Origin of the sequence: Ornithinimicrobium jinqii, assembly GCF_045032595.1 — a bacterium.
Taxonomy (GTDB): Bacteria; Actinomycetota; Actinomycetes; order Actinomycetales; family Dermatophilaceae; genus Ornithinicoccus.
Genome location: NZ_JBJFZS010000025.1, coordinates 1 through 25,403 on the forward strand (window position 1 = coordinate 1; position 25,403 = coordinate 25,403).

General features: G+C 72.0%; 30 protein-coding genes. 17 read left to right on the forward strand and 13 right to left on the reverse strand.

What is annotated here, in order from left to right; genetic code table 11:
* The first annotated feature begins 462 nt into the window (after positions 1-462).
* The 4 genes from ACI3ET_RS12325 to ACI3ET_RS12340 all read left to right on the forward strand — a co-directional run bounded on the left by ACI3ET_RS12325 (position 463) and on the right by ACI3ET_RS12340 (position 3,649).
* Positions 463-1,086 (forward strand): TetR/AcrR family transcriptional regulator, encoded by a 624-nt coding sequence (locus ACI3ET_RS12325; RefSeq protein ID WP_405033354.1) that lies wholly within the window; start codon positions 463-465, stop codon positions 1,084-1,086.
* 14 nt (positions 1,087-1,100) lie between these two features.
* Positions 1,101-2,009, forward strand: a complete 909-nt coding sequence (locus ACI3ET_RS12330) for an ABC transporter ATP-binding protein (protein WP_405033355.1) — start codon at positions 1,101-1,103, stop codon at positions 2,007-2,009.
* On the forward strand, positions 2,006-2,800 hold the full coding sequence (locus ACI3ET_RS12335; protein ID WP_405033356.1) for an ABC transporter permease: 795 nt from the start codon (positions 2,006-2,008) through the stop codon (positions 2,798-2,800). The genes ACI3ET_RS12330 and ACI3ET_RS12335 overlap by 4 nt, the downstream gene beginning before the upstream one ends.
* A gap of 306 nt (positions 2,801-3,106) precedes the next feature.
* The gene (locus tag ACI3ET_RS12340) at positions 3,107-3,649 is read left to right on the forward strand and encodes a DUF7010 family protein (protein ID WP_405033357.1); all 543 of its coding nucleotides are present in this window, start codon (positions 3,107-3,109) and stop codon (positions 3,647-3,649) included.
* Positions 3,650-3,682: 33 nt separating this feature from the next.
* Here the strand turns inward: ACI3ET_RS12340 and ACI3ET_RS12345 are convergent, their stop codons facing one another.
* From ACI3ET_RS12345 to ACI3ET_RS12355, 3 genes are all read right to left on the reverse strand, one after another.
* A complete protein-coding gene (locus tag ACI3ET_RS12345; protein ID WP_405033358.1) occupies positions 3,683-4,321 on the reverse strand; it encodes a LysE family translocator in 639 nt (212 codons plus the stop codon).
* A 163-nt stretch (positions 4,322-4,484) separates the two neighbouring features.
* The gene (locus tag ACI3ET_RS12350) at positions 4,485-5,873 is read right to left on the reverse strand and encodes an FAD-dependent oxidoreductase (RefSeq protein ID WP_405033359.1); all 1,389 of its coding nucleotides are present in this window, start codon (positions 5,871-5,873) and stop codon (positions 4,485-4,487) included.
* Positions 5,873-6,721: a CPBP family intramembrane glutamic endopeptidase gene (locus tag ACI3ET_RS12355; protein ID WP_405033360.1), complete on the reverse strand. Its 849-nt coding sequence runs from the start codon at positions 6,719-6,721 to the stop codon at positions 5,873-5,875. The genes ACI3ET_RS12350 and ACI3ET_RS12355 overlap by 1 nt, the downstream gene beginning before the upstream one ends.
* A 131-nt stretch (positions 6,722-6,852) precedes the next feature.
* Here ACI3ET_RS12355 and ACI3ET_RS12360 point away from each other — a divergent pair, with 131 nt between their 5' ends.
* The 3 genes from ACI3ET_RS12360 to ACI3ET_RS12370 all read left to right on the forward strand — a co-directional run bounded on the left by ACI3ET_RS12360 (position 6,853) and on the right by ACI3ET_RS12370 (position 7,734).
* Positions 6,853-7,302, forward strand: coding sequence for an Hcp family type VI secretion system effector (locus ACI3ET_RS12360; RefSeq protein ID WP_405033361.1), 450 nt, complete (start codon positions 6,853-6,855; stop codon positions 7,300-7,302).
* Between the two features lie 62 nt (positions 7,303-7,364).
* On the forward strand, positions 7,365-7,523 hold the full coding sequence (locus ACI3ET_RS12365) for a hypothetical protein (protein ID WP_405033362.1): 159 nt from the start codon (positions 7,365-7,367) through the stop codon (positions 7,521-7,523).
* Positions 7,524-7,551: 28 nt separating this feature from the next.
* Positions 7,552-7,734 (forward strand): PspC domain-containing protein, encoded by a 183-nt coding sequence (locus ACI3ET_RS12370; protein WP_405033363.1) that lies wholly within the window; start codon positions 7,552-7,554, stop codon positions 7,732-7,734.
* A 40-nt stretch (positions 7,735-7,774) separates the two neighbouring features.
* Here ACI3ET_RS12370 and ACI3ET_RS12375 read toward each other — a convergent pair whose 3' ends face one another.
* Complete coding sequence (locus ACI3ET_RS12375) at positions 7,775-8,335, reverse strand: SOUL family heme-binding protein (protein ID WP_405033364.1); 561 nt, start codon at positions 8,333-8,335, stop codon at positions 7,775-7,777.
* Positions 8,336-8,378: 43 nt separating this feature from the next.
* On the opposite strand from ACI3ET_RS12375, the gene ACI3ET_RS12380 reads away from it, so the two are divergent.
* Positions 8,379-8,771: a hypothetical protein gene (locus tag ACI3ET_RS12380; protein ID WP_405033365.1), complete on the forward strand. Its 393-nt coding sequence runs from the start codon at positions 8,379-8,381 to the stop codon at positions 8,769-8,771.
* Between the two features lie 80 nt (positions 8,772-8,851).
* Positions 8,852-9,280: a hypothetical protein gene (locus ACI3ET_RS12385; RefSeq protein WP_405033366.1), complete on the forward strand. Its 429-nt coding sequence runs from the start codon at positions 8,852-8,854 to the stop codon at positions 9,278-9,280.
* Positions 9,281-9,315: 35 nt separating this feature from the next.
* On the opposite strand, the gene ACI3ET_RS12390 is transcribed toward ACI3ET_RS12385, so the two are convergent.
* Together ACI3ET_RS12390 and ACI3ET_RS12395 are read right to left on the reverse strand one after the other, a co-directional pair.
* On the reverse strand, positions 9,316-9,711 hold the full coding sequence (locus tag ACI3ET_RS12390; protein ID WP_405033367.1) for a VOC family protein: 396 nt from the start codon (positions 9,709-9,711) through the stop codon (positions 9,316-9,318).
* A 48-nt stretch (positions 9,712-9,759) separates the two neighbouring features.
* Entirely contained in the window at positions 9,760-10,446 is a 687-nt protein-coding gene (locus tag ACI3ET_RS12395; RefSeq protein WP_405033368.1) for a hypothetical protein, read from the reverse strand.
* 103 nt (positions 10,447-10,549) lie between these two features.
* Here ACI3ET_RS12395 and ACI3ET_RS12400 point away from each other — a divergent pair, with 103 nt between their 5' ends.
* Positions 10,550-11,224 (forward strand): TetR/AcrR family transcriptional regulator, encoded by a 675-nt coding sequence (locus tag ACI3ET_RS12400; RefSeq protein WP_405033369.1) that lies wholly within the window; start codon positions 10,550-10,552, stop codon positions 11,222-11,224.
* Between the two features lie 9 nt (positions 11,225-11,233).
* Here the strand turns inward: ACI3ET_RS12400 and ACI3ET_RS12405 are convergent, their stop codons facing one another.
* The gene (locus ACI3ET_RS12405) at positions 11,234-11,998 is read right to left on the reverse strand and encodes an SDR family NAD(P)-dependent oxidoreductase (protein ID WP_405033370.1); all 765 of its coding nucleotides are present in this window, start codon (positions 11,996-11,998) and stop codon (positions 11,234-11,236) included.
* A gap of 30 nt (positions 11,999-12,028) precedes the next feature.
* Positions 12,029-13,177, reverse strand: coding sequence for an acyl-CoA dehydrogenase family protein (locus ACI3ET_RS12410; RefSeq protein ID WP_405033487.1), 1,149 nt, complete (start codon positions 13,175-13,177; stop codon positions 12,029-12,031).
* Positions 13,178-13,280: 103 nt separating this feature from the next.
* On the opposite strand from ACI3ET_RS12410, the gene ACI3ET_RS12415 reads away from it, so the two are divergent.
* Positions 13,281-14,420 (forward strand): putative sulfate/molybdate transporter, encoded by a 1,140-nt coding sequence (locus ACI3ET_RS12415; protein WP_405033371.1) that lies wholly within the window; start codon positions 13,281-13,283, stop codon positions 14,418-14,420.
* On the opposite strand, the gene ACI3ET_RS12420 is transcribed toward ACI3ET_RS12415, so the two are convergent.
* From ACI3ET_RS12420 to ACI3ET_RS12430, 3 genes are read right to left on the reverse strand one after another with little or no spacing between them, the layout of a single operon-like run.
* Positions 14,407-15,078, reverse strand: a complete 672-nt coding sequence (locus ACI3ET_RS12420) for an HpcH/HpaI aldolase family protein (RefSeq protein ID WP_405033372.1) — start codon at positions 15,076-15,078, stop codon at positions 14,407-14,409. The genes ACI3ET_RS12415 and ACI3ET_RS12420 overlap by 14 nt on opposite strands.
* On the reverse strand, positions 15,075-15,899 hold the full coding sequence (locus ACI3ET_RS12425; protein ID WP_405033373.1) for an SGNH/GDSL hydrolase family protein: 825 nt from the start codon (positions 15,897-15,899) through the stop codon (positions 15,075-15,077). Before ACI3ET_RS12425 ends, ACI3ET_RS12420 begins: the two co-directional genes overlap by 4 nt.
* Positions 15,900-15,943: 44 nt before the next feature.
* Entirely contained in the window at positions 15,944-16,633 is a 690-nt protein-coding gene (locus ACI3ET_RS12430; protein WP_405033374.1) for a uracil-DNA glycosylase, read from the reverse strand.
* A 166-nt stretch (positions 16,634-16,799) separates the two neighbouring features.
* Here ACI3ET_RS12430 and ACI3ET_RS12435 point away from each other — a divergent pair, with 166 nt between their 5' ends.
* From ACI3ET_RS12435 to groL, 4 genes are all read left to right on the forward strand, one after another.
* Positions 16,800-17,090: a DUF3263 domain-containing protein gene (locus tag ACI3ET_RS12435; protein WP_405033375.1), complete on the forward strand. Its 291-nt coding sequence runs from the start codon at positions 16,800-16,802 to the stop codon at positions 17,088-17,090.
* A gap of 72 nt (positions 17,091-17,162) precedes the next feature.
* Positions 17,163-18,827, forward strand: coding sequence for a formate--tetrahydrofolate ligase (locus ACI3ET_RS12440; RefSeq protein WP_463671529.1), 1,665 nt, complete (start codon positions 17,163-17,165; stop codon positions 18,825-18,827).
* A 27-nt stretch (positions 18,828-18,854) separates the two neighbouring features.
* Positions 18,855-19,691, forward strand: a complete 837-nt coding sequence (locus ACI3ET_RS12445; protein WP_405033377.1) for an MBL fold metallo-hydrolase — start codon at positions 18,855-18,857, stop codon at positions 19,689-19,691.
* Between the two features lie 222 nt (positions 19,692-19,913).
* Positions 19,914-21,539, forward strand: a complete 1,626-nt coding sequence (gene groL / locus ACI3ET_RS12450) for a chaperonin GroEL (RefSeq protein ID WP_405033378.1) — start codon at positions 19,914-19,916, stop codon at positions 21,537-21,539.
* A 101-nt stretch (positions 21,540-21,640) separates the two neighbouring features.
* Here the strand turns inward: groL and ACI3ET_RS12455 are convergent, their stop codons facing one another.
* Positions 21,641-21,934 (reverse strand): WXG100 family type VII secretion target, encoded by a 294-nt coding sequence (locus ACI3ET_RS12455; RefSeq protein WP_405033379.1) that lies wholly within the window; start codon positions 21,932-21,934, stop codon positions 21,641-21,643.
* A gap of 132 nt (positions 21,935-22,066) precedes the next feature.
* On the opposite strand from ACI3ET_RS12455, the gene ACI3ET_RS12460 reads away from it, so the two are divergent.
* On the forward strand, positions 22,067-22,843 hold the full coding sequence (locus tag ACI3ET_RS12460; protein WP_405033380.1) for a DUF4031 domain-containing protein: 777 nt from the start codon (positions 22,067-22,069) through the stop codon (positions 22,841-22,843).
* Between the two features lie 10 nt (positions 22,844-22,853).
* Here the strand turns inward: ACI3ET_RS12460 and ACI3ET_RS12465 are convergent, their stop codons facing one another.
* Positions 22,854-23,561, reverse strand: coding sequence for an HD domain-containing protein (locus ACI3ET_RS12465; RefSeq protein WP_405033381.1), 708 nt, complete (start codon positions 23,559-23,561; stop codon positions 22,854-22,856).
* Positions 23,562-23,713: 152 nt separating this feature from the next.
* Between ACI3ET_RS12465 and ACI3ET_RS12470 the strand changes: the two genes are divergently transcribed.
* Positions 23,714-25,402, forward strand: coding sequence for an NAD(P)/FAD-dependent oxidoreductase (locus ACI3ET_RS12470; protein ID WP_405033382.1), 1,689 nt, complete (start codon positions 23,714-23,716; stop codon positions 25,400-25,402).
* The last annotated feature ends 1 nt before the right edge of the window (position 25,403 follow it).

Sequence of the window (25,403 nt, forward strand, 5' to 3'; positions counted from 1 at the left end):
ATCCGCTCTGCCTACCGCAAGCTCGACATCGACCGTCGGGCGCAGGCGGTGAGGTGGGGCATGCAGCACGGGATGCTGGCCCCGCCAACCCCGCACGCCGACGCCCAGGCAACCGGATAGCCCACCGACACACTCAGATCGCCGTCGGCAGCCCCGAAGACAGCCGTTGCGCACCATGCGCGATGGCTGTTGCCCTCTTCAACGGTGGCCGCAGAGAGTGCGTCTGGGCATGCGGGGCGCAGGCTCGGGTTTCAGGTTGCTGGAGATCTGCAGATGTGACTCACGGGGGCGAGTCTGCGGACCCGATCTCTACTGAACGAGTATCAGGGCGGCGACCTCCGAGTGAGCCGGGAGCGCGTCCTGAACCGGCGGGTGCCTGACCGCCTGCTCAGGGATCGGCTCGGCTGTGGTTCGTTCTCCCGCTGCGCTGAACGATCGTGTAGATTGCTGAACGTGCGGCCAGTGGACCAGCCTGGGATCTCCACCCCGGAGCGGATCCTGCGTGCGGCTCTCGCGGTCTTCGGCGGGCACGGGTATGCCGCGGGCTCGCTGCGCGCCATCGCGCAGCTCGCGAGCGTCTCACCGGCACTGGTGCTGCATCACTACGGCTCGAAGGACGGGCTGCGCGCGGCGTGCGACGCGCGGGTTCTCAGCTACACCGACACCAAGGGACAGATGCTGCTCAGCGGCTCCCTCCCCTCCGCCGCGGCCCTCCGCGACCGTCATCCGGAGGTCGACGACGCCCTCGCCTACGTCGTCCGCGCGGTCACCGACGGCGGACCGACCAGCAAGGACTGGTATGAGCGGTGGCAGTCCGCGTCGGCCGACCTCCTCCGCGAGCTGCAGAAGAACGGCCGGGTGCGCGCCGACATCGATGTCGAGGCGACGGCCGCGCTGCTCGCCTCGTTCGGGTTCGGCGTTCTCGGCACCCAGCGCCTGCTGTCCGCCCACCTCGGGGGCGACGACCTCATGGCCGACCCGGCGGCAGCCGCATACCAACGGCTCTCGATGACGATCTTCACCGGCGGGCTGTTCACCAGCGAGATCACGGTGGGCGACGATCTGCCGGCAGCGACGGAAACGTAGAAGGAGACGGGGACATGAGCGACAGCCCGATCGTCCTGCAGGACCTGCACAAGAGCTACGGCCGACACGTGGCGCTGCGTGGTGTCGACCTGACCGTCCGGCGAGGCGAGGTCTATGGCTTCATCGGACCCAACGGGGCGGGCAAGTCGACGACGATGCGGATCCTCGTCGATGTCCTGCGGCCGTCGAGCGGGACCGTCCGGGTCCTCGGCAGGGATCCGCGTGCCGGTGGCGCCGACGTTCGCGCTCGGATCGGTTATCTGCCAGGCGAGCTCGCGATGGACGGTCGCAGTGATGTTGCGTCCTGGCTGGACTACCAAGCCCGGATCCACCGCGCAGGGCCGGGCGCATGGCGGCCGTATGCGGAACGGCTGGGCCTCGACCCCGCCCGTGTCATCGGCAAGCTGAGCCGAGGGAACAAGCAGAAGATCGGACTAGCGCGCGCCTTCGCCCATCAGCCTGAGCTGCTCATCCTCGACGAGCCGACGAGCGGGCTGGATCCGCTCGTGCAGCAGGAGTTCCACGTCATGGTCGGGGAGGCGGTCGGCCGGGGTCAGACGGTGTTCCTCTCCTCGCACGTGATGTCTGAGCTCGAGCAGGTCGCCGAGCGGATCGGGGTCATCCGCGAGGGTCGGATCATCGCCGAGGCGCCGCTCGACGAGCTGCGCGGCACCATCGGGACCCGCTTCACGGTGCAGTTCGCCTCGCCCGTCGACGTGGATGCGCTTCGGCGGGTCGGTGGCGTCACCGACGTCCGCCGCCACGGTGACACCGTCGTGATCGAGCACACCGGATCGCCGGACGACCTGCTCACGACCCTTGCCACGCATACCGTCTCGCACCTGCGTGCCGAGGCGCCCGACCTCGAGGAGAGCGTCCTCGCGCTCTACCGCAGCGAGAACACCGAGGGGAGCATCCGATGACGACCCTGCAGATCATGATGCGCTGGCTGCGGACCCACCGCGGCGGGCTCCTCGGCTGGGCGCTCGGTCTCGGAGCGGCCAGCACGATGTACCTGTCGTTCTACTCGACGGTGGCCAAGGACCAGGAGCTGCTCGACCAGTACATGGAGATGATGCCTGCGGAGATGATGTCCGCCTTCGGATTCGATGACATCGCGAGCCCGGCCGGCTATGCCCAGTCCACCGTCTACGGGCTCATCGGCACGATTCTTCTCCTCATCGCGGGAATGACCCGCGGGACGCGGGCCATCGCCGGCGACGAGCAGTCCGGGGCGCTCGAGACCGAGGTGACGGCCGCGGTGAACCGGCGCCAGGTGTACACGGGGCGAGCGCTCGGAGTGACAGCCTTCGTGCTGCTCCTCGGCCTCGTCGTGGGGTTCGTCACCGCGGCGGTCAACGGGCCGGCCGGGCTGGATCTGCCGCTGGTCAACATCGCGGCCGGAGTGGCCGCCCTCAGCCTCCTCGGCCTCGTCCACGCACTCATCGCCCTCGCCGTCGGAGCCGCGACCGGGCGTCCGGGGGTCGCCCTCGCGGTCGCGATCGTCGTCGCCGTCCTCGGGTTCTTCGGCAGCAACCTCGGCCCGAGCATCATGGAGGGGGTCGAGCGCTTCGCCCCCTATCACTGGGCGTTCGGCAACAGCCCGCTCGACCAGGGTCCCGACTGGGCCGGACTCGGGCTGCTCGTCCTGCTCAGCCTGGCCGCGTTCGTGGCTGGACTGCTGACGTTCCCCCGCCGCGACCTGGGGGTGTGACGCGGGGGTTGGCTCGGCTCCGAGGGTGACTCGGAGGTGAACCCTCCGATCAGGACATCCGCGTGCGGCTCGGCGGCGTGCTGTCGGTCGTCTACCTCGTCTCCACCGAGGGACACTGTCAGCGATGGCAGATCGTCGCGCTGTACGACCGCACGGTGGCGCTCGATCCCTTCCCGATCCCGGCCAGCACGCCCTCCACGCCGTACCGGTCGACGATCGGGACGCCCGGGCCGTGTGACGGTGTGGGTACGCTGGAGTGGATCGTCAAGGACGTGTGTCCACCGACTCGTCGAGGAGCTGGAACCGGTGGCGTCAGACATTGCAGAGGCTCAGGCCGATGTCCGCAGGATCTACTCGGGGGGATGGGGTGGGCCGGCCGTTTCGGCCGTCGTCTGGCTGGCGGCAGCCCTGACGGCCGACATGGTCGGGGTGGAGACGGGCGCTGCCGTTCTCTTCATCGGCGGTGCAGTGCTGATCTTCCCGGCCAATCTCGCGCTCAATCGGATCATGAGCGGTCACGCGGACCTGCCCGCCGGACATCCCATGCGTGGCTTGGCGATCCAGACAGCCGCCACGATGTCGGTGGTGCTCCTGGCGCTGTGGATGGTCGCCCCCTGGATCCCGGGCGCCTTCTTTCCCCTGGCGATGATCGCGGTCGGGGCTCACTACTTCCCGTTCGCCCACCTGTACGGCGAGAAGGCGTTCATCATCGCGGGGGCAGCGCAGTGCGTTGCTGGTTTCCTGTTCCTGGCCCTGGACGCACCTGGTGCCGTGTCTCCATACGTCATGGCCGGCCTTCTGACCACCACCGCGGCCGTGCTCTTCTTTCGCTACCGAAGGTCTGGATGAGAATCGCCCGGTCGGTCCTGCGCTGGTGCCCGATCAGCGGGCCGTCTCGTGGGACACGAGGGTGTAGGTGCCCAGCCCCACGAGCATGAGACCACCAGCGCCTCGGACCCTCTCCATCCGCTTCGCTGAGCGGCCGAGCCAGGTGCGGGCGTGTGCCGCCGTCAGCGCCCAGATGCTGTCTCCTGCGATCGCCACGAGGGAGAAGGCCAGCCCGAGCATCGCCATCTGGGCGGTCCAGCTGGCTGACTCCGGCACGAACTGGGGCAGCAGGGCGGCCAGGAACACCAGGGTCTTGGGATTGGTCACGCCGAGGATGAACCCTGCTCGCAGATCTACCCAGGCCGAACTCGCCACCACGGTCACGTCAGCGCTGTCTTGGTGCTGTCCCCGGCGATGGAGCGATACGAGTCCCAGCCAGATCAGGTAGCAGCCTCCGACGACCTTCAGACCGGTCAGTGCCCACGACACTCGTGCGAGGACCGCGCCGAGGCCGACGGCGATCACCGCCACCTGCACTGCCAGGCCGGCACCGTTGCCGAGCACGGTGAGCAGCGCCGGGCGCCGGCCGACAGACAAGGCCCGCCCGATGGTGAAGAGCACACTCGGGCCGGGCACCGCGACGATGAGAGCTGCCACGGGCAGAAATGCCATGAGCGCCGGCAGCGACAGCATGGCGCTGAGCGTAGTCCTGCCCACGATGCCGACGGTCAGGCCGAGCAGGAGCCGGGGCGGGAATGCCGAGAGCGGCGCTGGACAGGACCCCTCGAAGACGCGAGTGGCAGCGGTGTTGACGAGACCGCTCTCAGCCCGACACGTCGTCTGCCCAGGTCCCACGTCACGGACGAGGTGGGCCGGGCGCCGCGGTCGGCGGCACCGTGATCTGCGGACGCGGGTTCAGCGGGCCGTAGCCGGACACGTGGGCGCGCACGGCTGCCATCACCAGCGCGGGGTGCATCAGCACCCGTGGTGAGGCCATCAGGTGATAGACCCTGGTCATCGCCCACTGCGCACGCTCGTCGCCGTGCGCCGACAACCGCGCGACCTCACGGACCCACCGACCGGTGAGCGACTGCACGGCGGTCGGTGCGCTGTCGCTGGTCGGCATGCGCAGGTCCTCGCTGGTCGCGATTCCCCACGGCAGCGCGGTGAGCCTGGCGAAGTCGCGCAGCAAGCGCCGCTCGGTGCCGGGTCGCAGCCCCCGCTCCAACGTCCGCCGGAGCAGGAGTGCCTCGCAGGCCGCGACAGCGATGCCTTGGCCGTAGACCGGGTTGAACGCGCAGAACGCATCACCCACGACCAACAGGCCCGAGGGCCACGGGCGCAGCCGCTCGTAGTGGAGCCGGCGGTTGGCGGTCTGCCGGTGAACGGCGACGTCGCTCAGCGGCCACGAACCCCCGACGACCTCGGCCACGGCCGGGTCGCACAGGGCCTGCAGGAACGACTCGAACCCGTCCGCGTCCCTGGGTGGGCGGTGCTCGCCGGAGCCGACGGCGGTGACGAGCCACCGGCCGCCCTCCACCGGCAGGGCCAGCCCGCCGGCGCGCGTCGTGGGCGTCTGCAGCACCACCACACCGGCGGGGCCCACCCGTCCGGGCCTGACGGCATACTCGCGGGTCGCGTAGCCGGTCCGCGCATCGACGTCCGAGACGGCCACCGGTCCGACGCCGGCCCCCGCCAGCCACGCGGGCAGGCGCGATCCCCGCCCGGAGGCGTCGATGACCAGGTCGGCGTCGTGGACCGAGCCGTCGTCGGTGGCGACCTGCCAGGGGCTGTCCCGACCCCTGGACACCGACACCACACGGCTGGCGTCGAAGACGGCGAGGCGGGGCAGCTGCCGGACGCGCTCCAGGACGAGGTGCTCGAGCAGCGGTCGGGTCACAGACAGGATCCTGAACTGCCTGCTCCGGTAGGGACTCCAGCCAGCCTCTCCCAGCCACGCCAGGTCACCGGTGTCGAGGTCCACGGCGCCGGCCTCACGCAGGTCCTCACCCAGTCCGGGCAGCAGCTCTTCCAGGGCGAGCAGCCCACGGTAGAGCAGCACGTGCGGCTGTCGGCCCTGCGGCACACCCGGTCTGGGCCGCGGCGCCGACGGCAGCACGTCCCGCTCCAGGACCGTGACCGCGTGCCCGGCTCCGGTGCACGCTGCGGCCGCGAACATCCCGGCCAGGCTCGCCCCGACGACGAACACGCGCCGGGGTCGAGGGACCCGGTGCCCACCCGCCATCACGCCTCCGCCCGTGGGGACCACGCGGCGCCGACCGGCCGACCGTCATCGACCTGACGGTCGAGTCTGCCCAGAAGCGCCAGCGCGATGGCGCACTCGAGCGCCGTCAGCATCGCGAAGGCGCCGACGCTGGCGGTCACCGGCAGGACCGTGACGTTCACGATGTTGAAGACCAGATGGAACACCACCGCCACCAGGACGCTCCCGCCGGTGTGGTTGACCAGCCAGGTCAGCTGGAAGGTCAACGCCAGGACGAACACGTAGTCGAGAGCCAGGTAAACGGGCCCGTGGTCGGCGAGAACGCCCTGCAGGACCCAGTACGGGACGTGCCAGGTGGCGGTGACGAGCCCCAGGACGACGCTCGCGCGAACCGGGCCACCCTGAGCCTGGAGCGCGGGCAGCGCCAGGCCACGCCACCCGACCTCCTCGCCGGTGCTGGCGACGAGGAGGAACACGGCCGAGGTCGCCAGCGCGCCGACCGCCAGCCCGGCGACGGGGACCACCTCGTCGGCTCGGCCCAGCGCGTTGTAGGACACGGCGGCGACGAGCAGCACCGCGGGCTGGACGGCGAGCACGGCCAGCCACCAGCGGCCCACCCTCCACACCAGCAACCGGGCGTAGAGCCGACGCACGCCCTCGCGGCCGCTCGCGCGCGCCGTCAGCACGGTCGCGGCGAGGCACGGCATGAGAACGCCCGGCAGGGCGAGAGGTGTCAGGGCCGAGACGGGGATGACCTGGGGCAGCACACCGAGACGGATCAGCATGAGGGGTACCCACACTGCCCAGGACAGCAAGAAGGTCGTCCCGAAGAACACCGACGGCCGCACCTCGACCACGCGCTGTTTCACCCTCGCATTGCACCAACACCACGACCGGTGGCACAAGACCCCGGAACCTGGGACGGCGGGGCAGAGACGACCGAGGGGGGTTGACACGCGCCATAGCGTGGGGTCAGCAGGCACCCCCGAGAGGACGCCGTATGAGCATCGACGGATTCGTCAAGATCCCCGACATCCCCGGCGAGAGCACGCGGAAGGGTCACGAGGACGAGATCGAGATCCACAGCATGAGTTTCGGCATGGGGGCGCCGTACGACCGGGGCGGCTCGACGGGCCGGGGCCGGGTCGACTTCGACATGGTCGTCGTCTCCAAGTACTACGACCGGTCCTCCCCACCCCTGAAGGGCGCCCTCGCGACGAACCAGCGCCTGCGCGAGGTGGTCCTGTCCGTGCGGCGCACGGTCGAGGGTGAGACGAGGGACTACCTCGTGGTGACCCTCGACGACGTGACGGTCGTGAAGTACGACCTCGCGCCGGCGCAGGACCGCGACGACGTGCTCGAGGAGCGGGTCGGCTTCGCCTACCGCAGCGTCACCTTCGCCTATGACGGGCAGTACGAGGTCGAGCTCGAGGTGCGCGGCGCCCGCTAGCAGGCGCGCCGCCGTCCGGAGGTCAGCGAGACGTCGGCACGGACCGGTGCGAGAATCGGGCCATGAAGACGCTCATCATCACGCTCCTGATCCTCTGGTTGGTCTTTGCTGTTCTCGGGGCGGTGCTCGAAGGGCTCTTCTGGCTCCTGGTGATCGGCGTCGTGGCCTTCCTGGCCACGGCAGCGTGGGGCTGGGTCAAGCTGCGCCCCGGAAGCGACTAGCGGCCACATCGACGAAAGGAACTCAGCAATGTCTCAGGCACTGGTCCGTCCCAGGAACGGCAAGGTCGTCGCAGGCGTCTGCGCGGCCCTGGGGGAGCGTTTCGGGGTGTCGACGTTCCTCGTGCGGCTCGGCTTCGTCATCTTCGGGCTGGCCGGGGTGGGCGAGCTCGTCTACATCGCCCTGTGGATCGTGATCCCGAAGGAGCGCTGACCGCCCTGCCCTGGCCCAGCACCGGGGAGACGCAGCGAGCTCATGCTCGTTCTCTGAGGTCCTGCACGACCTCGTTGCGGCGAAGGAACCACGGCACGAAGGGCGGGTCGAAGCGTGCCCACCGCGGCGGACCCGCCGGCGTCAGCCCGGCGACGCCGATCGCGCGTCCGAGCACCCGGGAGTGGTGGTCGAACGACGCCTCGGTCCAGCGGCCCCGGTACCCCCGCACGGCGGAGACCGTCGCCGGGCGTTCGTGCAGCTGCACCTGCGGACTGGTCGGGACCGGCGCGCTGTCCAGGGTGTACGTGGCCGGCAGGACGAAGGCCACGGCGTACTGGCCCCGGCCGGTCTCCCGCTGCTCGACGGGTTCGGTCATCGAGATCTTCTCGGGCCGGCGCTGGACGACAGGCGCCGTCATGGCGACCTTGCTGGCCGAGAGGTTCTGGCCGCTGATGTAGTCGAGCAGGGTCCGAAAGGCGGTCGGGCCGGCGTCCTCGAACGAGGCACTGACGACGACCTCCGCGACCACGTGCGACGGGTAGCACCGGACCTCGAACTCCTCGTAGGTCTGCACCACGGCGTAGGGCTGCTTCTCGGTCACCCCGGAGACGCTACTCGTTCGAGGTCCTGAATACGCTGGGCACATGACCTGGGAGCGGCACAGACCGAAGGCCCTGTCCTGGACCCTGCTCGCCGCTCTGCTCCTGGTGCTGGTGATGTCGGTATGGCGCTACACGGCGGGGGAGGTGCCCCCCGCCGAGGACCTTCTCGGGATCTTGCTGAGGGTCGTGGTCGTGGGGCTGCTCGTCGCCACCTACCTGCGCGCGGGAGGCAGCACGACCGTGACGCCCGAGGGGCTGGTCGTGCACGACGGCATCCGCCGCGTCGAGAAGCCGGCCGCGGTCGTGGAGAAGGTGGAGGAGGACCCGCGCCGCAACGGTGTGGTCGCGGTCCTGCGGGACGGTCGCCGGCTCGAGCTCCCCGGCGTCCCGGCCGGTTCGGTGCGCGACGTCCGCAGGCAGCTGCGACGCCGCTGAGGCCAGCAGCGCCGGCATCCCCAGGCCGGATCTTCCCGGGGGATGCCCCACCGCGCGGACCGCGGCCCTACCCTTGAGCGGTGGGTCCGAGACGTCCGCAGGACCAGCCCGCCGTGTGGCTGATGCAGCCGACCTGGCTGCCGGCGATGCGCGCTGCCATCGGCGTGACCGTCGTGCTCAGCGCGCTGGTCGGGCTGGCCGTCGCGTGGCCCTGGCGGACCCCCGCCCTCCTGCTCCTGGTGGTGTGGCTGGCCTACGGGACGTTCCTGGTGTGGGCCAGCCGGCACGAGCACAGCGGCACCCGGCTCGAGCCCGATGCGATCGTGCTGACCGAGGGGCGCCGGGTGCGCCGGCTGACGCGCTCCGACATCCTGGACCTGCGTCCCGACCAGCCGGGGGAGCGGGCCTGGCGGGTGCAGGCGCTGCTCACCGACGGCCAGCTCGTCACCCTCCTCGGGGTGCCGCCCCAGGAGCTCGCGCGGCTCCGCGCCTGGCACGTCGGGCCCTGATGGGTGGCGGAGGCAGCTGGCCAGTGGCAGTCGACTCAGCCAGCCTGCTCGTCGGGCTGGTGGATGCCGAAGGTGTTGCCCTCGGTGTCCAGGTAGTAGCCCTGCCACGCCATGCCCGGCAGCGCGTACTTGGGCAGCGCGACCCGACCTCCGGCCCCGAGGATCGCGGCCTCGGTGGCGTCGTAGTCCTGCACGCCCATCGTGCAGACGAACGCGTTGGTGCCCTGCTCGGACGCTGGTGCGGGTGCCGGCCGCTCGAGCAGCCCGCCGTTGATCCCCGGCTCGCCCTCGGCCCCCGTGACGATCCCGTAGTAGGTCGAGCCCGTGAGCGCGGAGTAGTCCTCGTAGGTCCAGCCAAAGACCGAGGCGTAGAAGGCCTTGGCGCGCTCGACGTCGTCGGCCTGGATCTCGAAGTGGACCGGTCGTCCCATGATGGGTCTCCCTGCGGGTGAAGGTGGCGGTTGGAGGGTGTGCCCCCCTCAGCCTGCCACCGCGGCTCGGCCTCGCGCCAGTGCCGGCTCGGTCGACGCCAGCATCGTCCGCCGTGACCGGAGGACCGCGACGATGAGGACGGTGGCGGCGAGGGCATACGCCAACCCGAAGACCACCCGGCCGGACGAGGGCAGGAAGAACTGTGGGAGCACGAGAGCGACGCCGATCCCGAGTGGCCACGCCGCCCACGCAGGGGAGGTGAGGCCGGCGCGCTGGCACGCGAGGGCGGTGGCGACACCGGAGACCGCGAGCAGCAGCAGGCCGAGTGCGAACAGGGTGAGCCCGACGGGCTGGTTGCGGATCTGCTCCACGAGGGCGAGGGCTGTCGGGTCGCCGACCACGGCTCGAGCGCCCACGGCCTGCAGCCCGTAGGTCTCGGCGCCGTAGTAGGGCAGCACGAGAACCACGCCGGCCGGCCCGGCCCAGCGGGCGAGGCGGCCCGCCCGCCCCTGGGTCAGGTCCGACACCGCCAGGGCGAGCCAGCCGAACGCGGCCAGAGAGAGCCCGCCGCAGACGTGCGCGAGCACCCACCAGGGGGAGGCGAAGGCCTCGGCGGCGGCAGGTGTCGTGGACCCTCCGCCGTCGCCGTAGGGCCGCAGGAGGAGGTAGGTCGCCATCAGGGCGCCGGTCGCGGCGGTGGGGACCAGGAGGCGGGTCGGGCTGAGGGGGTTCATGGCTGCTCCTTTGTGAGAGCGGTGCTCTCGTATCAGTCCAGGGTAGAGCAGCGCTCTCGCTCGTGCAAGAGCGCTGCTCTCTCCGTGTGCGAGGATGAGCGGCATGACGGGTGTGCGCGAACGTGCCAGGGCCGAGACGACGGCGCGGATCCTGGCGGCGGCACGTCGGCAGATCGAGGAGCACGGGGGAGGGGGACTGTCGATGCGGGCGGTCGCCCGCGACGTCGGCCTCGTCTCCTCGGCGGTCTACCGATACTTCCCCACCCGCGAAGCACTGCTGACCGCGATGATCGTCGAGAGCTACAGCCACCTCGACGCGGCGCTGGGGGCCGCTCCCCACCGGCGCGCCCCAGCGCGGCGGTGGGCAGCGCTGGCCGCGGCGCTGCGCTCCTGGGCGCTCGACCACCGGCAGGAGTTCCAGCTCATCTACGGCACGCCCATCCCGGGGTACGTCGCCCCGCCGGAGACGGTCCCGGCCGCCGCGGCCGTCGCCCAGCACTTCCTCGCCGTCGGCGCGCGTGAGCCGGTCCCTGCTTTCGACCGCTCCCCCCTGGTGCGGCAGCTCGCACCGGTGGCGGCCTCGCTCACGGCGGACCTGTCCGGGCCGCCCCGCGAGCTGGAGCCCAGCGGCGTCGCCGCCGTCATCGCCGAGCTGGCTGCGCTGGTCGGTCTCGTCTCCCTCGAGCTGGCCGGGCACCTCGTCGGCTCGGCAGACCCGGCTGACCACCTGTTCGCAGCGGTGGTCGAGCGGCAGGTGCAGACCCTCGGGCTGACCTGACGCTCGGGTCTAGCGGGGCGGCATCCGCAGGGCCCCGTCGAGACGGATGACCTCGCCGTTGAGCAGCGGGTTCTCGACGATGTGGGCGACGAGAGCCGCATACTCCTGCGGTCTGCCCAGCCGGGCGGGGTGGGGCACGAGCGCCTCCAGGGAGGCCCTCACGTCCTCCCCCAGGCCCGCCATCATCGGCGTCTCGAAGATGCCGGGGGCGATCGTCATCACCCGGATCGCCTTGTCGGCGAGGTCGCGCGCGGCGGTCAGGGTGAGCCCGACGACGCCGGCCTTGGACGAGGCGTAGGCCGCCTGCCCGATCTGCCCGTCGAAGGCCGCCACGGACGCGGTCATCACGACCACGCCGCGATCGCCCTCGACCGGCTCGTTGCCGGCCATCTGCTCGGCCGTGAGCCGGAGCACGTTGAAGGTGCCGATCAGGTTGATCTCGACCACGGTGCGGTAGGCCTCGAGGGGGAGCACGCCGCGCCGTGACAGGATCCGGCCGGGGGTGGCCACCCCCGCGCAGTTGACGACGACGCGCAGCTCGCCGAGCCCGGCGGCCGTGGCGACGGCTGCGGCGACCTGCTCCTCGTCCCGGACGTCGGCGCCGGCGAAGTGCGCACGGTCGCCCATCGAGGCGGCCAGCTCCTCCCCCCGGCCGCCCGGCAGGTCGACCAGCACGACCTGCGCACCGTCGTCCAGCAGGCGGCGGGCGGTCTGCTCGCCCAGGCCGGAGGCTCCGCCGGTGACGAGCGCGACGGTGGACTCGGTGATCTGCATGCGTTCCTCCGGGATACGGGGTGGAGCCGGTCAGCGGTGCTGCGCCAGGACCTGGCGCGAGATGACGAGCCGCTGGATCTGGTTGGTGCCCTCGAAGATCTGGGTGACCTTCGCCTCGCGCATGAAGCGCTCGACCGGGAAGTCGGTCGTGTAGCCGTAGCCGCCGAGCACCTGGACCGCGTCCGTGGTGACCTTCATCGCGGCGTCGGTGGCGACGAGCTTGGCGATCGAGGCCTCCTGCGTGTGCGGCAGGCCGGCGTCCTTGAGCCGCGCCCCGTGCAGGTAGGTCGCCCGGGCCGACCCCACGGCCGCCGCCATGTCGGCGATCAGGAAGGCGAGCCCCTGGTTCTCGGCGATCGGCCGACCGAACTGCTCGCGCTCGCCGGCGTAGGCACTCGCCACCTCGAGCGCGCGCTGGGCCAGGCCCGTTGCGGCAGCGGCGATCCCGAGCCGGCCGGAGTCGAGAGCGGCGAGCGCGATCGCCATACCCTGCCCCTGCTGGCCGATCAGGCGAGAGCCCTCGAGACGGACCTCGTCGAAGAGCACCTCGCCGACCGTGTCGCTGTGCAGGCCCATCTTGCGCTCCGGCTCGGCGAAGGTGAGCCCCTCCGCGTCGGCCGGCACCAGGAAGCAGGACAGGCCCCTGCCACCCTGGTCGGAGGTGCGGGCGAAGGTGGTGTAGAAGTCGGCGTGGCCGGCGTGGCTGATCCACGCCTTGCCGCCCGTCAGCACGTAGTCGTCCCCGTCCCGCACGGCCCGGGTGCGGATGGCTGCGACGTCGGAGCCGGCCTGCGGCTCGGACAGGCAGTAGGCGCCCAGCTGCTCGCCCGAGAGCATCCCGGGCAGCCAGCGCTCCTGCTGCTCGGGGGTGCCGAAGGTGGCCAGCGGGAAGCAGGTCAGCGCGTGGACGGACACGCCCACGGCGACCGACATCCAGGCGCGGGCGACCTCCTCGACGACCTGCAGGTAGACCTCCGCCGGCTGTCCCCCGCCGCCCTGCTCCTCGGGGTAGGACAGCGACAGCAGCCCGGTCCGGCCGAGCATGGTGAAGACCTCGCGAGGGAAGCGGTGCGCCGCCTCGGCCTCGTCGACCTGCGGAAGCAGCTGCTCGTCGGCGATCTCCCGCACCAGGGCGAGCAGGTCGGCGGCCTCGTCGGTCGGGAGCACTCGTTGCACCATGCCCGGCACGATATCCCTGGACGTCACGTCACCTCCTCATCCCGCCCACCGGACGCGCCGTGCGGTCGGGTCCGGTCGGGAGGACGGTGCGAGGATGCGGGGTATGCGGTGGAGCTGGCGGGAGGTCGCGGGAGCCTTCGGCGACCTCGGGGTGCTGGTGCCGATCGCCGTGGCACTCATCGTGGTCAACGGGCTCTCCGCGACGGCCGTGCTGCTGCCGGCCGGGATCCTCTACGTCGTCTCCGGTCTGGTCTACCGGGTGCCGGTCCCGGTGCAGCCGCTCAAGGCGTTCGGCGCCATCGCCATCGCACAGGGGCTCGGGTCCGACGTCATCGCTGCGGGGGCTCTGCTCATGGGCGTGATCTTCGTGCTCCTCGGGGTGACCGGACTACTGGACCGGGCCGCGCGCTGGGTCCCGCAGCCGGTCATCAGAGGCGTCCAGCTGTCTGTCGGCCTGCTGTTCCTCAAGGTCGCCTGGGGACTGGTCAGCTCCCCGCCCGTCGCGTTCACCGACGCCGCCCGCCCGTCGTGGTGGCTGGTCGCCGGCGCCGTGCTCGTCGCCCTGGCCGCCGGCCTGTGGCGCCAGCGCCTGGTCACCCTCGGCCTCGTCGGGCTCGCCGCCGGGGCGATCGCCTGGCACGGGCCGTCGCTGAGCCTCGGTCCGTCCGCGCTCACGGTCCCGAGCCTGGACGCCGCGACCTTCGGCCTGGCCCTCACCGTGCTGGTGCTGCCGCAGCTGCCCCTCACCTTCGCCAACTCCTGCCTCGCGACGGCGGACGTGGCCCGTGATTACTTCGGCGAGGAGGCACGGCGCGTGACACCCGGTCGGCTGGCGACCTCGCTCGGGCTGACCAACCTGGTCGTCGGCGCCATCGGGGGCATGCCGGTCTGCCACGGCGCCGGGGGCATGAGCGCGCACCGTGCGTTCGGCGCCCGGACCGGGGCGGCCCCGGTGGTCATGGGCGGGGTCCTGGTGGCCCTGGCCCTCGTGCTGGGGTCGGCGCTCGCCGGCCTCCTCGTCGCCTTCCCGCTGCCGGTCCTCGCCGGGCTGCTTGCGGTGGCCGGCATCGTGCACATCCTCCTGCTGCGCGACGTCCGCCGCCCGTGGGACTGGGCGACCGTGGTCGTCGTCGGTCTCCTCGGGCTCGCCGGCCAGCTTGGCCTCGGTCTGCTCGTCGGCCTCGTGCTCGCCTGGGCGCCGCGGCTCCGTGCCCGTCGGCAGGCCGAGCTCACGTCGCGCTGAACAGCCCCGCCATGCCGGCGCCGAGCACCGCGACGTCGGTGTCCACCCCCACGAGGTCCAGCTCGGGCAGCAGCCGGTCCAGGTCCCGGTTCGCGGAGAACGCGCCGGCCAGCAGGCCGTGGCTGCGGGCGGTGCGGATCACCGTGCCGATCGCCGCCACCACCTCCTCGTCCACCACCGAGGGACGACCCAGGGACAGGGACAGGTCGTAGGGGCCGACGAACAGGCCGTCCACGCCCGGACAGCCGGCGATGTCGTCCACCGCCTCGAGACCGTCGCGGGTCTCGATCATCGCCAGGAGCAGCGGCCGCTCCGGGGCGCCCACGACGGCGCTGCGCGACAGCCCGGTGCTGCGTCCCCCCTCCGGCGGGGGCCGGACGGCTGACACCAGGGCCGCCGCCTCCTCGCCGCCCCCCACGCCGGGCACGATGACGCCGGCGACGCCGGTGTCGAGCACACGGGCCAGGTGGGCAGGGTCGTGGGACGCGGCCCTGGCCAGCACGGGGACCGACGTCACGCGGAGCAGGTCGAGCAGGTCGACGACCTCGTACTGCCCGTGCTGGAGGTCAACCCCCAGCCACCCCACCCCCGCGGTCGGCAGGGCCTCGAGGGCTGCGGGCCCGAGGACGGTGAGCCACAGGCCGCGTCCGAGCGTCATGGCGTGCTCCTTCGTGTCGTGCGGTCGTCGTGCTCGACGGGCAGCAGTCCCGGCCGCTTGGCGCTCACGGTGTCCCCCGACGAGCGACCCTGCAGGCGGCGCTGCACCCACGGAGCGCCGTAGTCCCGGGCCCACTGCGCGTTGTCGCGGATCGTCTCCAGCGCCCCGGGCGGCGCCTGCGGTGGCAGCGGCACGTGCCAGTCGGCGTCGGCCGGGTCGTGGCCGAGCGCAGCGTAGGCCGCCAGCGCGATGCGACGGTGCCCCTCGGGCGTCATGTGGATCCGGTCCTGCGCCCACATGCGCCAGTCCTTGAGGAAGTCGCAGGCCCACTGGTTGAGCACGAACGCCCCGTGCTGCTCGGCGATCGTCCAGATGTGGGCGATGTAGACGCCCACCCGCCCCCGCGTCCGCCCGATGATCGGCGCTCCGGCCGGGTCGGTGGGCGTCGCCATGAGCACGTCAGCGCCGGTCGCCCGCGCCCGCGCCACCGCCGTTTCGAGCCGGGCGGCGAGCGCGTCGACGTCGGCGCGCGGCCGCAGGAGGTCGTTGCCGCCACCGACGATGCTGACCAGGTCCGGCTCCAGCTCGAGGGCGGCGTCGAGCTGCGGTCCCGCCACGTCCGCGAGCTTGCGCCCGCGCACCGCCAGGTTGGCGTAGGAGAACTCCTCCGCGTGCGGGGCCAGCAGCGTGGCCAGCCGGTCGGCCCAGCCGACGTAGGCGCCCGGCGTCGTGGGGTCCGGGTCGCTCATCCCCTCGGTGAAGGAGTCGCCGACGGCGACGTAGCGGGTCCACGCCCGCGCGCCGGGTGACGCGGGCCGCATACCCGCTCCGTCGGTGCCCACCCCCTCCGGCCCGGCCCCGTCCGTCACGGCAACCTCCAGTCGACCGGGTCCGCCCCCTGGCGGACGAGCAGCTCGTTGGCCCGGCTGAAGGGCCGGCTGCCGAAGAAGCCGCCGCGCGCGGACAGCGGCGAGGGGTGCGCGCTCTCCAGCCGGGGCACGTCGCCGAGCCGACCGGCCAGCCCGCGGGCGTCCCGGCCCCACAGGATCGCGACGAGCGGCCCGCCGCGGCGCACGAGGGTGTCGATCGCGAGGTCGGTGACCTGCTCCCAGCCCCGGCCGCGGTGGCTGGCTGGGGCGCCCGGCCGCACGGTGAGCACCCGGTTCAGGAGCATGACGCCGTGCTCCGCCCACGGCGTGAGGTCGCCGGTCGAGGGGGTCGGCACGCCCAGGTCGTCGACCAGCTCGACGTAGATGTTCTGCAGGCTCCGGGGGACCGGCCGCACGTCAGGGGCGACGGAGAAGCTCAGGCCCACGGCGTGCCCCGTGGTCGGGTAGGGGTCCTGGCCGACGATCAGCACGCGCACCGCGTCGAGCGGCTGCTCGAAAACGCGCAGCACCTGCGGCCCAGGAGGCAGGTAGCCGCGCCCGTCGGCCACCTCCTCGCGCAGGAAGGCTCCGAGCTCCGCGACGGCCGCCGCTACCGGCTCGAGCGCGCGCGCCCAGGACGGGTGCACGAGGGCTTCCAGCGGCGCGGGAGACGAGGGGGCAGGCACGGCGACAGGGTATGACGTGCACCGTCGCCGCGCGCCCCGGGCCGGGGGAGGCGTGGACGGGACCCACCCGGCCCGACCCGCCGCAGAAGAAATGACACGCCTGTAGTTCCCGTGCCCTAGACTCGTCCCGATCCGGTCATGCCAGCAGGACAAGAGGGAGTCTGAAATGGGCGCCGCCCCGCGCGTGCACGACGCCGACACGTCGACGACCCTGTCCGACCGCGACCGTCAGATCCTCGACTTCGAGCACCAGTGGTGGCAGTACGCCGGGTCCAAGGAGCAGGCCGTCAAGGACCTCTTCGACCTCAGCCCCACCCGCTACTACCAGATCCTCAACCAGCTGATCGACAGCGAGGACGCGCTCGCCCACGACCCGATGCTGATCAAGCGGCTGCGCCGCCAGCGGGCGCGCCGGCAGCGGAGCCGGTCGGCCCGCCGCCTCGGCATCGAGCTGTAGGGACCCACCCGATAGCGTGGGGGCGCACGGGACCACGGTGGTCCCGACCAGCCTCAGGAGGCTCTTCCCGTGATGTCCGACGTCGAGATCGCCCAGGCAGCCACCCTCTTGCCGATCGGCACGATCGCTGCAGCACTGGGGTTGAGCGAGAGCGACTACGAGCCCTACGGCCACGACAAGGCCAAGCTGTCGCTGGGCATCCTCGACCGGTTGGCGGACCGCCCCGACGGCAGGCTGATCCTGTGCACCGCCATCAACCCGACGGCCGCGGGCGAGGGCAAGACCACGACCAACGTCGGGCTGTCGATGGCCCTCAACCGGCTCGGCGTGCGCGCGATGACCACGCTGCGCGAGCCGTCGCTCGGCCCGTGCTTCGGGATGAAGGGCGGCGCGGCCGGGGGCGGCTACGCCCAGGTGGTGCCGATGGACGACATCAACCTGCACTTCACCGGTGACTTCCACGCGATCACGTCGGCGCACAACCTGCTCTCCGCCCTCCTCGACAACTCGCTGCACCAGGGCAACCCGCTGGGGATCGACCCCAAGCGCGTCGTGTGGAAGCGGGTGCTCGACATGAACGACCGCGCCCTGCGCAACATCGTCGTCGGTCTGGGCCGCCGCACCGACGGCGTCACCCGCGAGAGCGGCTTCGAGATCACCGTGGCCAGCGAGATCATGGCGGCGCTCTGCCTCGCCTCGGGGCTGGAGGACCTCAAGGAGCGGTTCGGCCGGATCATCGTCGCCCGCACCTTCGCCGATGAGCCCGTCACGGCCGCCCAGCTGGAGGCACCCGGGGCCATGGCGCTGCTCATGAAGGACGCGGTCAAGCCCAACCTGGTGCAGACCCTGGAGAACACGCCCGCGATCATCCACGGTGGTCCGTTCGCGAACATCGCGCACGGCAACAACTCGGTGCTGGCGACCCGGACGGCGCTCAAGCTGGCGGACTACGTGGTCACCGAGGCGGGCTTCGGCGCGGACCTGGGTGCCGAGAAGTTCTTCGACATCGTCTGCCCCGCAGCAGGGCTGGTGCCGAGCGCGGTCGTCCTCGTCGCGACCGTGCGGGCCCTCAAGCTCAACGGCGGCATGGACAAGAAGACGCTGGCGACCGAGGACCTCGATGCCCTCGGCGTCGGGGTGGTCAACCTCGAGCAGCACCTCGAGAACCTCCAGAAGTTCGGCGTCCCCGTGGTGGTGGCGATCAACCGCTTCCCCACCGACACCGAGGCCGAGCTGGGGCTCGTGGCGCAGCGGTGCGCCGAGCTGGGCGCCCGGGCCGTGCTCTCCGACGTCTTCACCCGGGGAGGGGAGGGGGGTATGGAGCTCGCGCGCGCCGTGGTGGAGCTCTGCGAGCAGGGCAGCACCTTCGCCCCCCTCTACCGCAGCGAGGACGACCTGCGGACCAAGATCGAGACGGTGGCCCGCGAGGTCTACCGCGCCGACGGTGTCGACCTGGCGCCGCGGGCGGAGAAGGAGCTCGCGCAGCTGGAGGCCGGTGGGCACGGGCACCTCCCGGTCTGCATGGCCAAGACGCAGTACTCCTTCTCCGACGACCCCACCCTGCTCGGTGCTCCGCGCGGCTTCCGGATCACCGTCCGCGAGCTCGTCGTCAACGCCGGCGCCGGCTTCGTGGTGGCGCTGACCGGCGACATCATGCGGATGCCTGGCCTGCCGCGCGTGCCCGCGGCCACCGGCATGGACATCGCCGAGGACGGGACGATCACCGGCCTGTCCTAGGGGCCGCCGACACGTAGAGTGGCCGTCATGGCTGAGGTGACCTGGCGCAGTGTCGCGCCAGGGGTCTATGTCCGCCGGCACGACGAGCTCAACCTCAACTGTGGTCTGGTCCTCGGCGAACGTCGGGCTCTCGTCGTCGACACCCGCAGCTACCACCAGCACGGAGTCGAGCTGGCCGAGTCGGTCCGTGAGCTGACCGACCTCGAGGTGGTGGTCGTCAACACCCACGCCCACTACGACCACTGCTTCGGCAACTCCGCCTTCCGTGACTCCCAGATCTACGCCCACGTGGGTGCGGCGGACGACCTGCGGCGCACGGGGGAGCACCAGCGCGACCAGATCGTCGCCCACATGCGCAGCACGGACCGCGAGCAGATCGCGCTCGACATCGAGAGCACCGAGATCGTGCTGCCGTTCTACCTCGTCGAGCAGGACACCGAGCTCGACCTCGGAGGACGCACGGTCGAGCTGGTCTATTGCGGCCGCGGGCACACCGACCACGACCTGGGCGTGGCCGTCCCCGACGCGGGCGTCGTCTTCGCCGGCGACCTCGTCGAGGAGGGTGCCGACCCGATGATGGAGGACGCCTTCCCCCTGGAGTGGGCCGCCACCCTGCGGTCGCTCACGGGCAAGCCCTCCACCGAGGTGGCGGACGTGTGGGTGCCGGGCCACGGCGACGTGGTCGACCGTGACTTCGTCGACCGGCAGACGGCGCAGCTCACGCAGCTGGCCGAGCGCTTCGCCGAGGTGCTGGACGGCGGCCTCGCCGGCGTGGACGCCCTCATGAGCGCGGGGCGCGGACTGAGCCTGCAGGACCAGACGCTGCGGGACGCCGCCGTGCGGGCTCTGGAGCTGCGGACCTGAGGGGCCCGACAGCTGCCGGGGCGCCCGGCGGGGGCCCGGGCATTTGCACTCGCCGGAACGATTCACCATGATGGGACTTAGCACTCTCCCCGTGAGAGTGATAAACCCGACCGGCAGCGTCGAGGGTCGGGCGAAGGGGCGACGTGAGCCCCGGAGCCTGGCTCGTCCGTCGCGGGCGACACTGGCGGTCAGCCGCCCATCAGCGTGTGGAGGAAGTACCCAATGGCCAAGACCATTGCATTCGACGAGGAGGCTCGCCGCGGTCTCGAAAAGGGTATGAACACCCTTGCCGACGCCGTCAAGGTGACCCTCGGCCCCAAGGGCCGCAACGTGGTGCTCGAGAAGAAGTGGGGCGCCCCCACCATCACCAACGATGGTGTGAGCATCGCCAAGGAGATCGAGCTCGAGGACCCCTACGAGAAGATCGGCGCCGAGCTGGTCAAGGAGGTCGCGAAGAAGACGGACGACGTCGCCGGTGACGGCACGACGACCGCGACCGTGCTGGCCCAGGCCATGGTGAAGGAAGGCCTGCGCAACGTGGCCGCCGGCGCCAACCCGATGGCCCTCAAGCGCGGCATCGAGACCGCCGTCAGCGCCGTCAACGACGCGCTGCTGGCGATGGCCAAGCCGGTCGAGACCAAGGAGCAGATCGCGCAGTCCGCGTCCATCTCCGCGGCCGACAACGAGATCGGCGAGATGATCGCCGAGGCCATGGACAAGGTGGGCAACGAGGGTGTCATCACCGTCGAGGAGTCCAACACCTTCGGCCTGGAGCTCGAGCTCACCGAGGGCATGCGGTTCGACAAGGGCTACATCTCGCCCTACTTCGTGACCGACACCGAGCGCATGGAGGCCGTGCTCGAGGACGCCTACGTCCTCGTGGTCAACTCCAAGATCTCCTCGGTCAAGGACCTGCTGCCGCTGCTGGAGAAGGTCATGCAGTCCGGCAAGCCGCTGGCGATCATCGCCGAGGACGTCGAGGGCGAGGCCCTCGCGACCCTGGTGGTCAACAAGATCAAGGGCAACTTCCGCTCCGTGGCCATCAAGGCCCCGGGCTTCGGCGACCGTCGCAAGGCCATGCTCGGTGACATCGCCATCCTCACCGGGGCTCAGGTCATCTCCGAGGAGGTCGGCCTGAAGCTGGAGACGGCCGAGCTCGACCTCGTGGGCACCGCCCGCAAGGTCGTCGTGAGCAAGGACGAGACCACGATCGTCGAGGGCGGCGGCGACGCCGACCAGATCGCCGGTCGCGTGTCCCAGATCCGCGCCGAGATCGAGAACAGCGACTCCGACTACGACCGCGAGAAGCTGCAGGAGCGCCTGGCCAAGCTGGCCGGTGGCGTCGCCGTCATCAAGGCTGGCGCCGCGACCGAGGTCGAGCTCAAGGAGCGCAAGCACCGCATCGAGGACGCCGTCCGCAACGCCAAGGCTGCCGTCGAGGAGGGCATCGTCGCCGGTGGTGGCGTGGCCCTCATCCAGGCCTCCAACGCCGCCTTCGAGGGTCTGACCCTCACCGGGGACGAGGCCACGGGCGCGAACATCGTCAAGGTGGCCATCGAGGCTCCGCTGAAGCAGATCGCGATCAACGCCGGCCTCGAGGGCGGCGTCGTGGCGGAGAAGGTGCGCAACCTGCCCGCTGGCGAGGGCCTCAACGCGGCCACCGGCGAGTACGGCGACATGCTGGGCTTCGGTGTCGCCGACCCCGTGAAGGTGACCCGCTCTGCCCTGCAGAACGCGGCCTCCATCGCGGCCCTGTTCCTGACCACCGAGGTCGTCATCGCCGACAAGCCGGAGAAGACCCCGGCCATGCCGGGCGGCGACGGCGGCATGGGTGGCATGGACTTCTGACCCCCGGGTCGGACCACAGCGCGCCCGCGTTCCTCGCGGGCGAACCACCACCCCGACGGGGCGGACCTTCCTTCGCGGAAGGGCCGCCCCGTCGGGCTGTCTCAGGCCGAGAAGCGCATCCGGTTGTTCTGCTCGACCGTCTCGTAGTCCTGCCCGGCGGTGCGCAGTGTCGTCGAGATCTGCTGCAGCGAGGCACGGACCCGCTCCTGCGTGCCGCTCCAGTCGTGGGTCACCGCCTGGAAGCTGCCGGAGGCGGTGCCCGTCCAGCAGTCCTGGAGCGCCGTCAGCGTGGCCATCATGGCCCGCACCTCCGACTCGATGGACGTGGCGATGCGTTCGATGTCGGCCGACGCAGCAGCGATCCTGGCCGTGTCGACCGCGAAGGTGTTGCTCATAAGGGTCCCTCCCTCGTGGGCGGTGACGTCGGTCGCCACCTCGTGCCACCGACGATAGGAGAGCAGACCGCGGCTCCGCAGAGGATGTCCACAACGCAGCCGGTGGACGACGCCCGGGTAGGCTCGGGCGCCATGACGATCTGGGTCGACGTCCCGATCTGGCCGGCGCACGGACGGCACTGGTGCCACGTGATCAGCGACGAGTCGCTGATGGAGCTGCACGACTTCGCCCGACGGGCCGGCATCCCGCTACGGTCCTTCGAGGGCGACCACTACGACCTCCCCGAAGAACGGCGGCCGGAGGCCGTCGCGGCCGGGGCACGGCCAACGACCGGTCAGGACGTGGCCCGGCGGCTCCGCGACAGCGGGCTCCGCTTCCCCAAGAGGCGCGGTGAGCGCCCCCTGGGCCGGTTCGCCGACGGGCTCGGCTGGCTGGGGCTGCCGCACACCCTCGACGTCGTCGCCTCACCGCACGAGCCGGCCACCAGCACCTCCGCCGCGGTCGTCATCGTCAGCACCCCGGCCCGCGGGGAGATCGTTCTGGTGCGCAGCGCGGGGCGCGACGGCTGGGCACCGCCCGGGGGCAAGCGTGACGCCGGCGAGAGCGTGCGCGAGGGGGCGGTGCGCGAGGTCGCGGAGGAGACCGGGCTCCGGCTGGCACCCGAGGTGCTGACACCCGTGGGCTACGAGCGGATCGTCGTGCAGCACGGTCACGGCACCGGCAGCTGGCGCGACGGCGTCAACCTGCTCGCGGTCCTGGCCGCGCCCGTGGCCGCCCGGCACGCCGTCGCCCCGCTGCTCGACGACGTCCTCGAGGCGCGCTGGGCCACCCGGCGCGAGGCCGAGCGCCTCGCCGGCCACGAGCCGTGGTGGGCGCTCGTCGACCTGTGGTGGGGCCACCACCGCTGACGCGCGGCGGTCAGGCCGGCTCGCCGGCCCCGAGGTCCGCGATCTCCGCCGCGACGTTGGCCCGCGCGCCCCCGGTCCAGGCCGCGTGAGCGTGCCCGGTGACGTAGAGCCGTTCGCGCCCGGCGAACCCGCGCAGGATCGCGGACCGTCCGTCTCGGAAGAGGCCCTCGGGCAGGTGGGCATACTCCTCGCGCACCTGCCGGCGGTATGCCGCATACCTGTCCCGGGGCGCCGAGAGGATCCACAGGTCGGCGTCGTGGACGGCGGCGACCAGCGCCGTCGACGACCCGCTGCGGGAGACGTCGTGGTCGGCGGTCATGAGGACGCCGGCCTCGACGGCGTCGACGACGTCGTCCGCCACGCCGAGCTGGTGGAGGTGGTCGCGCGCCATCGTGGCGCTGCGGTGCTCGTTGCTGCCCGGCGCCGTGGCGCGCGCGTCGTGGTGGACGTCGTGGAACCAGGCCACGGCACGCGCGATCAGCGCGTCGTCCTCCCGAACCGCCCCGGCCGCGGCCAGCTCGTCGAGGGCGGCCAGCACCTCGTGCAGGTGCTCGACCGTGTGGTAGCGCCGGTGCGGCTGCCCCCAGGCGCGGAGCAGCAGCGACCCCTCCTGCACCCAGCGCTCCCGCCCTGCGTCGGGGGCGAGGCGGGCGGCGTCGGCGAGCCAGCGGTCGAGCAGCGGTTCGCCGAGGTGGGCGTTCGGGGACGGCTGGCTCACGGCCCCACTCTGGCAGCATCGCCACGGTGAGCACCCATCCGGGTCCGGCACCGCCGCCGGGCGCACCCACCTGACCGCCCGGGGGCCGCACGGCGGGTCAGCAGAGGGGACGAGGGTCTGGTGCGACCGCGGCGACGGGCCTACTCTGAAGCATGGCCGCGGACGGTTGGAGCGTCCGGCCGCTCCTGCTCGCCGTCGAGAGTGACCCCCGACGGCTGGGCAGGACCGAGACCGAGCTCGCGCGCAGCTTCGGGCCCAGCTACCGGGTCCGGGGGGAGATCTGCGCGTCCGACGCGGTCCGGCTGCTCGAGGGGGCGTACGAGCGGGGCGAGCGGGTGGCCCTGGTCCTGGTCGACGACCGGCTGGCGGCCAGCGACCGGGAGGCCGTGGTCGCGACGGCCCGCACCCGTCACCCGGAGGCGCGCCGCTGCCTGCTCGTGGACTGGGGCGCCTGGTCAGACCCGGACGTCGCCGAGCTGATCCTGCGGGGCACGGAGATCGGGGACCTGCACTCCTACGTGCTCCGGCCGTGGACCGACGGGGACGAGCTCTTCCACCGGACCGTGGCCGAGATCGTCCAGGACTGGTCCCGCGCTGACCCGCGCAACAAGCGGGAGGTCGTCGTCGTCGCGGACAAGCACTCCGGGCGGGCGTTCGAGGTGAGCAACCTGCTGCACCGCAACCGCATCCCCTACGCCTTCCGGGACCGCGGCACCGAGGCGGGCCAGCACGTGCTGGAGTCTGCCGAGCCCCATGTCGACGGCGAGGTCCTGGTGTGGATGCCCGCGCTCGGCGGCACCACCCTCGTGGACCCCACGGACGCCGACGTGCTGGCGGCCTGGGGCATCCCGACGTCCGTCGAGGACCACTGGCGCGACGTCGACCTGCTGGTGGTCGGGGCCGGGCCCTCCGGCCTGGCTGCCGCCGTCTACGGCGCCTCCGAGGGTCTGCGCACGCTCGTGGTCGAGCGGGAGGCGATCGGTGGGCAGGCGGGCACGAGCGCGCTGATCCGCAACTACCTCGGCTTCGCCCGGGGGCTGAGCGGCTCCGAGCTGGCCCAGCGCGGCTACCAGCAGGCGTGGATGTTCGGGGCCCGCTTCGTGCTCACCCCCTCGGTGGTGGCGCTCAGCCGTGAGGGCGAGCTCTTCCGGGCCGACGTCTCCGGGCAGGGCAGCGTCGTCGCGCGGGCGGTCGTGCTGGCGTGCGGTGTCGCCTACCGCCGCCTGGGGGTCCCCGACGTCGAGGCCTTCACCGGTCACGGTGTCTACTACGGCGCCAGCGTCTCGGCCGCCCACGCGCTCGCCGGGCTGTCCGCCGCGGTGGCGGGAGGAGGCAACTCCGCCGGTCAGGCGGTCCTCCAGCTGGCCCGCTACTGCCGCGAGGTGCACCTCGTGGTCCGCGGGCCCCTGCTGGCGGACACCATGTCGGCCTACCTGGTGGACGCGATCGCCGGCGAACCCGTCATCACGGTGCACCTCTCGAGCGACGTGACCGGGGCCACCGGCACGGGCCGGCTCGAGCAGCTCGTCCTCACCGACCGGCAGAGCGGCGACACGAAGAGCATCGGCGTGGACGGGCTGTTCGTGATGATCGGCGCCGAGCCGCACACCGACTGGCTGCCGGCAGAGGTGCGCCGGGACAGCTACGGCTTCGTCCTGACCGGCATCGACGCCACCGAGGGGTCCGCGGACCCCCGGCACCCCCATGAGACCTCGGTGCCCGGGGTCTTCGCGGTCGGTGACGTGCGCAGCGGGTCGGTCAAGCGCGTCGCGTCAGCCGTCGGGGAGGGGTCGGTCGTGGTCACCGAGGTGCACCAGCACCTCACCGTGCCGCACCGGTGAC